Source organism: Mycobacterium sp. E796, assembly GCF_001672815.1.
Lineage (GTDB): Bacteria > Actinomycetota > Actinomycetes > Mycobacteriales > Mycobacteriaceae > Mycobacterium.
The window spans coordinates 1-12193 of record NZ_LZKK01000025.1; the positions used below are offsets into that span (position 1 = coordinate 1).

General features: G+C 69.1%; 12 protein-coding genes and 1 pseudogene. 6 read left to right on the plus strand and 7 right to left on the minus strand.

What is annotated here, in order from left to right; genetic code table 11:
- From A5706_RS01795 to A5706_RS01810, 4 genes and pseudogenes are all read right to left on the minus strand, one after another.
- Window positions 1–689 (minus strand): annotated as a pseudogene (locus A5706_RS01795) (hypothetical protein); the annotation flags it as partial.
- Window positions 686–1885 carry a 16S rRNA (cytosine(1402)-N(4))-methyltransferase RsmH gene (rsmH, locus tag A5706_RS01800; RefSeq protein ID WP_156766916.1) on the minus strand — a complete coding sequence of 400 codons (1200 nt, stop codon included), beginning with the start codon at window positions 1883–1885 and terminating at the stop codon, window positions 686–688. The gene rsmH and the pseudogene A5706_RS01795, both read right to left, overlap by 4 nt.
- Window positions 1860–2291 (minus strand): division/cell wall cluster transcriptional repressor MraZ, encoded by a 432-nt coding sequence (gene mraZ / locus A5706_RS01805; RefSeq protein WP_067159148.1) that lies wholly within the window; start codon window positions 2289–2291, stop codon window positions 1860–1862. Before mraZ ends, rsmH begins: the two co-directional genes overlap by 26 nt.
- Before the next feature lie 392 nt (window positions 2292–2683).
- Entirely contained in the window at window positions 2684–3085 is a 402-nt protein-coding gene (locus A5706_RS01810; RefSeq protein WP_068126470.1) for a DUF3040 domain-containing protein, read from the minus strand.
- 316 nt (window positions 3086–3401) lie between these two features.
- Between A5706_RS01810 and A5706_RS01815 the strand changes: the two genes are divergently transcribed.
- Window positions 3402–4010, plus strand: coding sequence for an N-acetyltransferase (locus A5706_RS01815; protein WP_068126472.1), 609 nt, complete (start codon window positions 3402–3404; stop codon window positions 4008–4010).
- A 125-nt stretch (window positions 4011–4135) separates the two neighbouring features.
- On the plus strand, window positions 4136–4783 hold the full coding sequence (locus A5706_RS01820; RefSeq protein WP_068126483.1) for a DUF3153 domain-containing protein: 648 nt from the start codon (window positions 4136–4138) through the stop codon (window positions 4781–4783).
- 52 nt (window positions 4784–4835) lie between these two features.
- Here the strand turns inward: A5706_RS01820 and A5706_RS01825 are convergent, their stop codons facing one another.
- Window positions 4836–5720 (minus strand): mycobacterial-type methylenetetrahydrofolate reductase, encoded by an 885-nt coding sequence (locus tag A5706_RS01825; protein ID WP_068126486.1) that lies wholly within the window; start codon window positions 5718–5720, stop codon window positions 4836–4838.
- A 199-nt stretch (window positions 5721–5919) separates the two neighbouring features.
- On the opposite strand from A5706_RS01825, the gene idsA2 reads away from it, so the two are divergent.
- Together idsA2 and A5706_RS01835 are read left to right on the plus strand one after the other, a co-directional pair.
- A complete protein-coding gene (gene idsA2, locus A5706_RS01830) occupies window positions 5920–6969 on the plus strand; it encodes a bifunctional (2E,6E)-farnesyl/geranyl diphosphate synthase (RefSeq protein ID WP_068126474.1) in 1050 nt (349 codons plus the stop codon).
- Window positions 6970–6973: 4 nt separating this feature from the next.
- Window positions 6974–8494, plus strand: coding sequence for an alpha-(1->6)-mannopyranosyltransferase A (locus tag A5706_RS01835; RefSeq protein ID WP_068126476.1), 1521 nt, complete (start codon window positions 6974–6976; stop codon window positions 8492–8494).
- On the opposite strand, the gene A5706_RS01840 is transcribed toward A5706_RS01835, so the two are convergent.
- Window positions 8481–8885, minus strand: a complete 405-nt coding sequence (locus A5706_RS01840) for an Rv2175c family DNA-binding protein (protein ID WP_068126478.1) — start codon at window positions 8883–8885, stop codon at window positions 8481–8483. The genes A5706_RS01835 and A5706_RS01840 overlap by 14 nt on opposite strands.
- A gap of 68 nt (window positions 8886–8953) precedes the next feature.
- On the opposite strand from A5706_RS01840, the gene A5706_RS01845 reads away from it, so the two are divergent.
- Together A5706_RS01845 and A5706_RS01850 are read left to right on the plus strand one after the other, a co-directional pair.
- Complete coding sequence (locus A5706_RS01845) at window positions 8954–10153, plus strand: protein kinase (RefSeq protein WP_068126479.1); 1200 nt, start codon at window positions 8954–8956, stop codon at window positions 10151–10153.
- Between the two features lie 33 nt (window positions 10154–10186).
- Window positions 10187–11158, plus strand: coding sequence for an alpha/beta fold hydrolase (locus tag A5706_RS01850; RefSeq protein ID WP_068126481.1), 972 nt, complete (start codon window positions 10187–10189; stop codon window positions 11156–11158).
- On the opposite strand, the gene A5706_RS01855 is transcribed toward A5706_RS01850, so the two are convergent.
- A partial coding sequence (locus A5706_RS01855; RefSeq protein WP_068126488.1) for a 3-deoxy-7-phosphoheptulonate synthase occupies window positions 11155–12193 on the minus strand: 1039 nt, incomplete at its 5' end. The two genes, A5706_RS01850 and A5706_RS01855, sit on opposite strands and share 4 nt — an antisense overlap.

Consider the following 12193-nt stretch of genomic DNA (forward strand, 5'->3'; position numbering starts at 1 on the left):
GGGACGCGCGGCGCGTCGGAGATCTTGCTGTTCAGCGGCGGTGGCGGAACGCCGTCGGCGGGCTTCGGGCTGCCGACGACGACCCAGTTCCCGGCCGGGTCCTGGACCAGGTGCGCGGTGTCCCTCGTCGGGATCATGCCCTGTTTGCGGGCCGCTTCGGCCAGCGCGGGTGCGGATTCCGCCTCGCGCACATCGCGTTCCAGCGACTCCTTCTGCTGCTGCAGCATCCGGTTCTTTTCGCGGGCGTGGCTCAACTGATAGGAACGCTCCGCGGAGTCGGTGGACAACCACAGCGTCAGGCCCAGCCCCAGGCCGAGGGCGCCGATGATCAGCACGACGAACGGAACCTTGCTCGCCAGCGTCCGCGGGCGCAGGTCGATCGACGCGAGCCGGGCGGCCAGACGCTCGGTCAGCCGGGGCCGGATGGCCTTGGGCGCCTTGGCCTTTCGCGCCTTGGCCCGCGCCTTGGCCTGGCTCGCGTTCTTGGGCCGGCCCGACCGCTCGACCGGCCGGGCGATCGGGCTGGTTTGCGGCCCGGCGTGATGGGAACGACCCTCGCGGGCGTTGGCCGAGGCGCTCCCGGGCCGGGTGCGGCGAGCGGACGCCGAGTCGGCCGCGGCGCGCCGGCCCTTGCGGGCGGATCCGTCGCGTCCGGCCCGCCGCTTGGGCGCCTCGCGCTTTACCTTCATGCGTCGCCTTTCCCGCTAGCCTGCCGTGATTGCCCGTCTGTCCCTAGCCGTTGCACCGCCCGCAATCGCACCGCGGCGCTGCGCGGGTTCCGTTCGACCTCAGCAGCGTCCGCGCGTTCGGCGCCGCGCGTCAACGACCGGAATCTCGGCTCGTGCCCGGGAAGTTCGAACGGAAGATTCACCGGCGTTCGCGACGCGACCGCGTCGGCGAACACGCGCTTGACGATGCGGTCCTCCAGCGATTGGTAGGCCATCACCGCGATGCGCCCGCCGACCGTCAACGCGTCCAGCGCGGCGGGAAGGGCGTCGCGCAGCGAGGCCAGTTCGTCGTTGACGGCGATCCGCAGCGCCTGGAAGGTGCGCTTGGCAGGATGTCCGCCGGTGCGGCGGGCGGGCGCCGGAATCGCTTGGTACAGCAGCTCTACCAACTCCGCGGTCGAGGTGAACGGGGCGCGGGCACGCCGGCCGACGATCTGCTTGGCGATCCGGCGGGCGAACCGCTCCTCGCCATAACGGTGCAGGATGTCCGCCAGCGAGGCCTCGTCGTAGCTGTTGACGATGTCGGCCGCGGTCAGCGGTGACGACGGGTCCATCCGCATGTCCAGCGGCGCGTCCTGGGCGTAGGCGAAGCCCCGTTCGGCGCGGTCGAGCTGCATCGAGGACACGCCGAGGTCGAACAGGATCCCGTCGACGGATTCGGCTGCGGCACAGCCGGATTCGGCCAGCGCGTCGGCGATGCCGTCGTATCGGGTGTGCACCAGGGTGACCCGGTCGGCGAATCGACCCAATCGGTCTCGGGCGATGTCGAGGGCGCTGGGATCGCGGTCGAGCCCGATCAGCCGCAGGCCGGGCAGGTCGGTCAGGAATCGCTCGGCGTGACCGCCGGCGCCCAGCGTGGCGTCGACGAGGACCGCCCCGCTGCCGTCGGGGTGCCGGCGCGTCAGGGCGGGGGTGAGCAGCTCGACGCAGCGATCCAGCAGGACGGGCACATGCCCGAAGTCGTCCGAATTCTCAGCCACCGCAACGCCTCCCCGCAGGGCCGCCCTCGCGCCCCCGTCGGCCCGGAGGGCCGCCCCTGCACCCAGGTCTCTGTCCGAAGGTACGAACCTGGCGTTGGGGAAGTACGCCAGGGTCAGTTCGGGCAGAGGCCACGATGCACGGGCACGCGCCTCAGATAATGTCGCCGAGTGCTTCATCGCTGGCCGCGGAGAAGTTCTCTTCGTGGGTCTGCTGGTAGTCGTGCCAGGCCTGCGCATCCCAGATCTCGAGGTAGTCGACCGCCCCGATCACCACGCAGTCCTTGGTCAGGTTCGCGTAACGACGGTGGTCTGCCGACAGGGTGATGCGGCCCTGCGCGTCGGGATGCTGCTCGTCGGTGCCGGCGGCGAGATTGCGCAGGAAGGCTCGGGCTTCGGGGTTGCTGCGGGAGGTCTTGCTGGCCCGGCGCGCCAGCGCCTCGAATTCCGTCCGGGGGTAGACCGCGAGGCTGTGGTCCTGGCTCTTGGTGACCATCAACCCCCCTGCCAACGTGTCGCGGAACTTGGCGGGCAACGTCAGCCGCCCCTTGTCGTCGAGCTTGGGCGTGTAGGTGCCGAGAAACACCAGCTCACCTCCCGTGGAGACCCGGCTCTCGCCTCACCCAAACGCTTCAGCCACCATACCCCACCATCCCCCACTTCGCCCCATTTCCAGGGTGTCGTGGCCGAGTTTTCCCGCTTGTCCGCCACCACGCGCGGATCCGGTGCCGGTCACTGGCTCCCGTCGTCCCGTTGCGACCGAATCGTCGGGTCCGAAAACCGCACCTCAGGGCCACGAAATCGCCGGGTGGGGCGCAGTGGGGCGACCTGGTGGGGCCCGGTGGGGCGTATCGCGCGGGCCCGGCCTCGATTTGGGCTCGATTGGGAGTCGAAATGGACTACGCCCCCGCGCATCCTCGCTCGAGCGCAAAAAAAGAGGTAGCCATGATGGCTACCTCTTACGACGCGTTACGCCCGCTACTCGTCGAAGCGCCGGCGGAAGCGATCCTCCATGCGGCTGGTGAACGAGCCGCCGCTTTTGTTGCGCCGCTGGCGCGCCGATCCGGGAGCCGATCCGGAACGGTCCGGCCTGCCCGCCAGCCGTGGACCGGTGATCGCATAGACCACGCCGCCGAACATCACGATGAAGCCAAAGACGCTCAGAATCGGGAAACTTCCGATCATCGTGGCTTTGAACGCCACCCCGGAGACCAACATCGCCAGGCCGATGACGAACAGCGCCGCGCCCTGCAGGCGCCGCCGCGCGGTCGGCGCGCGCAACCCTCCGCCACGGACGCTCGACGCGAATTTAGGGTCCTCCGCGTAGAGGGCGCTCTCGATCTGATCGAGCATCCGCTGTTCATGATCGGAGAGTGGCATTCGTCCCTCCTTGCCGACAGTTTGGCACGTAACTATCGATAGCACGCGGATGCCCGTTAAGGGCAACTAACACAAATGATACGAGGTCAATCTGCGGCGTACCACTGGTTCGGCAGCGATTCTATCCCGGGCGGGCTCGCGCGCCGGTAGACCTCGCAACGACGGTGCGCCGCAACCCGCTTGCCGAAGCGGCCCGTTTCGCCCCGCTGCTACCCGCAGCCGCCGGGCACGCCGGGCCGCCGGGGTCGGATAATGGCGACAGCGCCACGGGACCGAACTCACACCTGAAGCCACCCGATGAGGAGGACACCGCGAGTTGGCGATATTCCTCATCGATCTGCCGCCGAGCGATATGGAGCGCCGCCTGTCCGACGCCCTCGGGGTCTACGTCGAAGCGATGCGATACCCGCGGGGCACCGAGAACCAGCGCGCCGCCATGTGGCTCGAACACATCCGTCGGCACGGCTGGAAGGGGGTTGCCGCCGTTGAGGCCGAGGCGCCCGAGGGTCCCGACGTCCATCCCCCAGCGGCCGCCGAACTGAGCGACGCCCCGCTGCTCGGGGTGGCCTACGGCTACCCGGGCGCGCCCGGGCAGTGGTGGCAGCAGCAGGTGGTCTTGGGCTTGCAACGCGGCGGCTCGCCACCACAGGAGATCGCCCGCCTGATGAACAGCTACTTCGAGCTGACGGAGCTGCACATCCACCCCCGCGCGCAGGGCCGCGGCCTGGGCGAGGCGTTGGCCCGCCGGTTGCTGGCCGGGCGCTCCGAGGAGAACGTCCTACTCTCCACCCCGGAAATCAACGGGGAACCGAACCGGGCCTGGAGGCTGTACCGGCGGCTGGGCTTCACCGACGTCATCCGCCGCTACCACTTCGCCGGGGACCCACGCGCGTTCGCGATCCTGGGCCGCACCCTCCCGCTGTAGCGACACCGCCTGGGGCGCCACACCCGGCGCGCCGGATCTGGCACGATGACCTCGTGCACGCCAGCCCCGCCCCGGTTCGCCGCCGCGGTTTCACGCCCCGGCGGCGCCGCGCCCTGGCCATCGCGATGCTGCTGCTGATCGTGCCCCTGGCCAGCGGATGCCTGCGGGTCCGGGCGTCGCTCACCATCTCGCCCGACGACCTGGTGTCCGGAGAGATCATCGCGGCGGCCAAACCGAAGACGCCGAAGGACACCGGCCCGCAGCTCGACACCAACAACCTGCCGTTCGGCCAGAAAGTCGCGGTGTCGAACTACGACAGCGACGGCTACGTGGGCTCGCAGGCGGTGTTCTCCGATCTGACCTTCGCCGAGTTGCCGCAACTGGCGAACATGAACTCCGACGCCCAGGGGGTGAGCCTGTCACTGCGCCGGAACGGCAACCTGGTGATCCTCGAGGGCCGGGCCGACCTGACGTCGGTGACCGACAACGACGCCGACGTCGAGCTGACGGTCGCCTTCCCCGGCGTGGTGACGTCCACCAACGGCGACCGCGTCGAGTCCGACGTGGTGTCGTGGAAGCTCAAACCGGGCGTGGTGACCACCATGAGCGCCAACGCCCGCTACACCGACCCGAACACCCGTAACTTCACCGGCGCGGGTGTATGGCTGGGCATCGCGTCCTTCGCGGCGGCCGGCGTGGTGGCGGTGCTGGCCTGGATGAGCCGCGACCGCTCGCCGCGGCTCACCGCGCCGCGCGACCAGCCGCCCAGCTAGGCCCGATGGCGGCGACCCGCCGCGCCCGGCTGCGCCGCGCTTGCGATCGCCGCTAGGGCGACCAGTAGTCGAGCATCTCCGCGAAGGTCTGGAACGCGGGCCCGGAAACCCCGTAGGTCGCCTCGAAATGGATGCTCAGCGGAAAGCCGAGCTCGGCGACCCCGTCGATGACCCGCTTGTACAGGTCGACCATCAGCCGGCGCTTTTGGTCCGGTTCGCTGCCGGCCAACCGTTGGACGAACTCCTGCTCGCGGGCCACCGCGGCGTTACCCGGGTCCTGAATCAGCCAGTTGATCAGGCCGACGCGGCTCTCCACCTTCGGCACGAACCCGAAGGACAGCAGGAGCTCGGGGCGGTGATCGGTGTTGTTGGCGAAATCGGTCAAAAAACCCACGATGGCGTCGGAGTACAGCAGCTGGGTCATGCCGTACGTCGCGCCCTGGTTGCACTTGAAGTTCAGCCGGCCCTGCTCGCCCTCGCGGGTGGGGATCACGATCACGCCGCGGTTGGTCACCAGGTCGCGGTAGATCGACAGGGCGTCGGTCGGCGCGACGCCGGAGCCCTCGCCGTCGTTCATGGTGCGTGGGACGCCGACGAAGACGACGCCCTCCATGCCGGCGGCGCACAGGTCGGTCAGCCGGGCGCGCAACGACACCTCGTCCATGAACGCGGTGACCTGGGTGCACAGGCCAGAGAAGCCCGGCAATTCGGGTTTGATGATCGACCAGAAGTCCAAGACGTCGAGTTTCTGCTTCATGGCGACGGGCCGATCGTCGTCTTCGGCGATCATCCCGGGGATCATCACGTGCCGGATCCGGCCGTCGAGGCCGAATTCGCCCGAGTACCGCACCACTTTTCGCGCGTCTTCGAGGGCCCGTTCCTTACCGTCTTCGACGTTGGGGGGCACCAACTCGAGCGCGATGGTGTTGAGGGTCACGCGGCTCCTATCGATCAGATCCACCAGACGACTTGCTTCCCAGATCGCCAGCATAGGGGCGGAATAGTGAGGCAGTCGAAGCAACTAGGGTCCCGGAAGCGACATACACTGTCGGCCCTAGAGCAAATACCCGCCAAGCCGAGCAGAAAGGGGCGCCGCGCTGAGCCTGAATGCTTCAGAGGCAGCGTCAACCGGCGAGTTGACCGGCGCGATCACCGAGCAACTCCGGCGGTACCTGCGCGACCGGCGCGAGCGGATGGCCTACATCGGCGCCGACTACGACGTCCTGGTCGCCGCCCTGGAGGACTTCGTGCTCAACGGGGGCAAGCGGCTGCGGCCCGCGTTCGCCTACTGGGGCTGGCGGTCGGTGGCAAGCGGGGAGCCCGAACCCGAAGTGTTGCTGCTGTTTTCCGCGCTCGAACTGCTGCACGCCTGCGCGCTGGTGCACGACGACGTGATCGACGCCTCCTCCACCCGCCGCGGCAAGCCGACCGTGCACGTGCGCTTCGCCGCGCTGCATCGCGACCGGGGCTGGCGCGGCTCACCCGAGCAGTTCGGGATGTCGGCGGCCATCCTGCTCGGCGACCTGGCGCTGGCCTGGGCGGACGACATCGTGTTCGGGGCGACACTGCCGCCCGAGGCGCGCGGCCGGGTCCAGCGTGTGTGGGCCGACATCCGCACCGAGGTGCTGGGCGGGCAATACCTCGACATCGTCGCCGAGAACAGCGGCGCCGAGTCGATCGCGTCGGCGATGAACGTCGACACCTTCAAGACCGCCTGCTACACGGTCGCGCGACCGCTGCAGCTGGGCGTGGCCGCCGCCGCCGACCGGCCCGAAGTGCAGGCAGCCTTCAAAGAATTCGGGACCGACATCGGCGTCGCGTTCCAGCTGCGCGACGACGTGCTGGGCGTGTTCGGCGACCCCGCGGTGACGGGCAAGCCGTCCGGCGACGACCTGAGGTCCGGCAAGCGAACCGTGCTGCTGGCCGAGGCGGTGGAGCTGGCGGACAAGTCGGACCCCTTGGCGGCCAACCGGTTACGCGGCTCGATCGGTGCGCAGCTGACCGACGCGCAGGTTGCCGAACTGCGCGACGTCATCGAGTCGGTGGGCGCGCTGGCCGCGGCGGAGCAACGCATTGCCGCGCTGACCGAACGAGCGCTGGCCACGCTCACGGCGGCCCCCATCAACGCGGCGGCCAAGGCGGGGCTGGCCGAGCTCGCCAGGATGGCCACGAACCGGTCCGCCTGAGCCGATGCCAACCCCGTCGAGTCCCGCCCACGCCCCGGCCGCCAAACGTCCTGTCGTGCAGTACCTTTCACGGCTTGTCGCGTTCGCCGCCACGCCAGAGGCGGGGCCGGCGAAGCTGGGGTTCCTGGGCTCGGTGCTGATCACCCTGGGCGGGCTGGGCGCCGGCAGCACCAAACCGCACGACCCGCTGCTGGAAGCGCTGCACCTGTCCTGGCTGCGCTTCGGCCACGGACTGGTGCTGTCCTCGATCGTGTTGTGGACGGGCGTGGGCCTCATGCTGATCGCGTGGGTGATGCTGGGCCGGCGCGCGCTGGGCGGCAACGCCACCGAGTTCACCATGCGGGCGACCACCGCCTTCTGGCTGGCGCCGCTGCTGTTGTCGGTACCCGTCTTCAGCCGCGACACCTACTCCTATCTGGCGCAGGGCGCGCTGCTGCGCGACGGCTTCGACCCGTACGCCGTCGGCCCAGTCGCCAATCCAAACCCCTTGCTGGACAACGTGAGTCCGATATGGACGATCACGACGGCGCCCTACGGGCCGGCGTTCATCCTGATCGCCAAGCTGGTCACGATGGTGGTGGGCAACCACGTGATCGCCGGGACGATGCTGCTGCGCCTGTGCATGCTGCCCGGCTTGGCGCTGCTGATCTGGGCCACTCCGCGGCTCGCCCATCATCTGGGCACCAACGGTGCGCTGGCGCTGTGGATTTGCGTCCTCAACCCGCTCGTGCTCATCCACCTGATGGGCGGCGTGCACAACGAGATGCTGATGGTCGGTCTGATGGCCGCCGGCATCGCGCTCACCTTCCAAGGCCGCCACGTCCTGGGCGTCGTGCTGATCACGGCGGCGATAGCGGTCAAAGCCACCGCCGGAATCTCGTTGCCCTTCATGGTGTGGGTGTGGATGCGGCATCTCCGCGACCGGCGGGGATACCGGGCGCTGCCGGCGTTTCTGGCGGCCACCGCGACGTCCCTGGCGGTTTTCGCCGTGGTGTTCGCGATCCTGTCCGCGGCGGCCGGCGTCGGGCTCGGGTGGCTGACCGCGCTGGCCGGGTCGGTGAAGATCATCAACTGGCTGACCGTGCCGACCGCGGTCGCCAACCTGATCCACGCCCTGGGCAGCGGCTTTTTCCCGGTCGACTTCTACGCCACGCTGCGCGTCACCCGATTCATCGGCATCGCGATCATCGCGGTGTCGCTGCCGCTGTTGTGGTGGCGGTTCCGCCGCGACGACCGCGCCGCGCTGGCCGGGATCGCCTGGTCGATGCTGATCGTGGTGCTGTTCGTCCCGGCCGCCCTGCCCTGGTACTACTCCTGGCCGCTGGCGGTGGCGGCGCCGCTGGCCCAGTCACGGCGGGCGGTCGCGGCCATCGCCGGCCTGTCGACCTGGGTGATGGTGATCTTCAAACCCGACGGCTCGCACGGCATGTACTCGTGGCTGCATTTCTCGCTGGCCACCGCCTGCGCGCTGGCCGCCTGGTACGCGCTGTACCGGGCGCCGGAATCGGCTACTAGTACGCCATAGCCTGCGCGCGCCGCACCACTTCGCGCGCCTGGTGGCAATGCAGGGCGTCGACGGGACGGGCGTTGGTGACAGCGTCGCGGCTGCCGTCGCGCGTGATCGTCAGCGACGGGTCGGGGGTGAACAGCCAGCGCACGATCTCCGTCTCGTGGTAGCCACCGTCGTGCAGGATCGTCAGCAGCCCGGGCAGGCTCTTGACCACCTCACCGGACTTGGTGAAGAACACCTGGGGCACCACCACACCGCCGCCGCGCTTGACCGCGACCAGGTGGCCCTCGCGCAGCTGTTGGGCCACCTTGCTGACCGGTACGCCGAGCACCTCGGCCACTCTCGGCAGATCGTAGGTCGGCTCGTCGGGATCCAGGACGTCGTCGCCGGCCGGAATACTGCTCACGGCGCCAGTGTAGGCCCTGCTTAGCGCCTTGGACCCAGGTTTTCGCGTCCCGCACCTACGATGGCCCGGTGAGCGAAGCCGGGATCCGCGACCCCTTGGAGGGCACGCTGCTGGACGGCCGCTACCTGGTCGAGTCCAGGATTGCCAGCGGCGGCACCTCGACGGTGTACCGCGGCCTCGACGTCCGGCTGGACCGCCCGGTCGCGGTCAAGGTGATGGACTCCCGCTATGCCGGCGACGACCAGTTCCTGACCCGCTTCCAGCTCGAGGCGCGCACGGTCGCCCGCCTGAAAAATCCCGGGCTGGTCGCGGTCTATGACCAGGGCATGGACGCCCGGCATCCGTTTTTGGTGATGGAGCTCATCGAGGGCGGCACGCTGCGCGAATTGCTGGCCGAGCGCGGGCCGATGCCGCCGCACGCCGTGGCGGCGGTGCTTCGCCCGGTGTTGGGCGGCCTGGCCGCCGCGCACCGCGCCGGCCTGGTGCATCGTGACGTCAAGCCCGAGAACGTCCTGATCTCCGACGACGGCGACGTCAAGATCGCCGATTTCGGGCTGGTCCGCGCCGTCGCCGCCGCCGGAATCACCTCCACCAGCGTCATTCTTGGCACCGCCGCCTACCTGTCGCCCGAGCAGGTGCGCGACGGCAACGCCGGGCCCCGCAGCGACGTCTACTCCGCCGGGATCCTCACCTATGAGCTGCTGACCGGGTGCACGCCGTTCACCGGCGACTCGGCGTTGTCGATCGCCTACCGGCGCCTGGACGCCGACGTGCCGCCGCCCAGCGCCGCAATCGACGGCGTGCCAGCGCAATTCGACGAATTGGTGGCACGGGCGACCGCGCGCGACCCCGCCGACCGCTACGCCGACGCCATCGAGATGGGCGCCGACCTCGCGGCGATCGCCGAAGAACTCGCGCTGCCGGACTTCCGGGTGCCCGCGCCAAGCAACTCCGCCCAGCACCGGTCGGCGGCGCTGCACCGCAGCCGGATGAGCCAGCGCCCGCCCGCCGCCCCGCAATCGCGCCCGCCGGCCGCGCCACCGGTCCGCAATCCCACCCGGCAGCTCCCCCGCCAACCCGATGACCGGGAGAACGAATACCAGCCGGTCGCAGGCGAATTCGCGGGGATCGCGATGAGCGAGTTCGTCTGGGCCCGCCAGCACGCGCGGCGGATGGTGCTGGTGTGGGTGGCCGTCGTGATCGCGTTCACCGGGCTGGTCGCCACCGTGGCCTGGACGATCGGCAGCAACCTCAGCGGACTGCTCTAGGTAATGGCGAACTCACCCAAGGAGTAAAGCCTCGTGGCCTATCTCGAATACAGCGACCATCCGGAGATCTTCATCGAGCACGGCTACCCGGAACACCTCGTGGACCTCGGTGAGATCCGGATGAACTATGCGGTCGCCGGTTCGCCCGACAACCCCGCGCTGCTGCTCATACCGGGTCAAAGCGAATCGTGGTGGGGTTACGAAAAGGCGATGAAGCTCTTGGCTGATCGGTACCAGGTATTCGCCGTCGACTTGCGCGGGCAGGGCCGCTCCACCTGGACGCCGGGCCGCTACAGCCTGGACCTTTTCGGTGGTGACCTGGTCCGGTTCATCGACCGGGTCATCGGCCGGCCGGTGGTGGTCAGCGGGTTGTCATCCGGTGGGGTGATCGCGGCATGGTTGTCGGCCTTCGCCGCGCCGGGTCAGGTCCGCGCGGCCGTCTACGAAGACCCACCGCTGTTTACCTCGGAAACCAATCCGGCTGTCGGGCAATCGATCCGGCAATGTATCGGATCGATCTTTCGGCTGTGGCACAAATGGCTGGGCCCGCAATGGTCCATCGGCGACTACGCCGGCTTACAGGCCGCCATGGCCCGCGAATTGCCCGAATGGCTTCGGCAGCTGCAGGCCGGCGCCGACGCGCCCGACAGTCCGGCCGAACCACCGCAAAACCTCCGCGAATACGACCCCGAATGGGGCGACGCGTTCTTCTCCGGTCGGGTCGCGCTCAACTGCGACCACGAGTCCATGTTGACCCACGTCAAGGTGCCGGTGCTTTTCACTCACCACTTCCATTTCGAGGATCCCGTGACCGGCAACCTGCTCGGGGCGATTTCCGATCGGCAGGTCCAGCACGCCCGCAAGCTGATCGAAGGCGCAGGGAACTCCTTCACCCTGCGCACCTTTCCTGAAATGCCCCACGCCATGCACAGCGCCGACCCGCCGACGTACGTCGCGACGGTCAGAGACTGGCTGGACGCACTGGAGCCCCAGCTCGGGAGCTAGTCGCGCAGCATCTCGGCGACGAGGAACGCCAACTCCAGCGACTGCTGGGTGTTCAGCCGCGGGTCGCAGGCGGTCTCGTAGCGCCCCGCCAGGTCGGTGTCCGAAATGTCTTGCGCCCCACCCAAACACTCGGTGACGTTCTCGCCGGTGATCTCGACGTGGATGCCGCCGGGATGGGTGCCCAACGCGCGGTGCACCTCGAAGAACCCCTGCACCTCGTCGACGATGCGGTCGAAATGGCGGGTCTTGTAGCCGTTGGACGACTCGTGCGTGTTGCCGTGCATCGGGTCGCACTGCCAGATCACCTGGTGCCCGGCGGCCTGCACCTTCTCGACGATCGGCGGCAGCAGGTCGCGCACCTTGTTGTTACCCAGCCTGCTCACCAGCGTCAGCCGTCCCGGCTTGTTGTGCGGGTCGAGGCGCTCCACGTATTCGACGGCCAGCTCGGGGGTCATCGTCGGGCCGATCTTCACGCCGATCGGGTTGGCGATCACCTCCGCGAACGCGATGTGCGCGCCGTCGAGCTGGCGGGTCCGCTCGCCGATCCACACGGTGTGCGCCGACAGGTCATACAGCTGAGGCTCGCCGCCCTCGACGTCGGACAGGCGCAACATCGCCCGCTCGTAGTCGAGCACCAAAGCCTCATGGCTGGCGTAGATTTCGGCGGTCTGCAGATTGCGGTCGGCCACCCCGCAGGCGCTCATGAACTTCAGGCCCCGGTCGATCTCGCTGGCCAGCGCCTCGTACCGCGCGCCGGCCGGCGAGGTCCGGACGAATTCGCGGTTCCAGTCGTGCACCAGGTGCAGCGAAGCCAGCCCCGACGACGTCAGCGCCCGCACCAGGTTCATCGCCGCGCTGGCGTTGGCGTAGGCGCGCACCAGCCGCGACGGATCGTGCTCGCGCGCGGCGGCGTCCGGGGCGAAGCCGTTGATCATGTCGCCGCGGTAGGACCTCAGCCCCAGCGCGTCGATGTCGGCCGACCGGGGCTTGGCGTACTGGCCGGCGATGCGGGCCACCTTGACCACCGGCATGCTC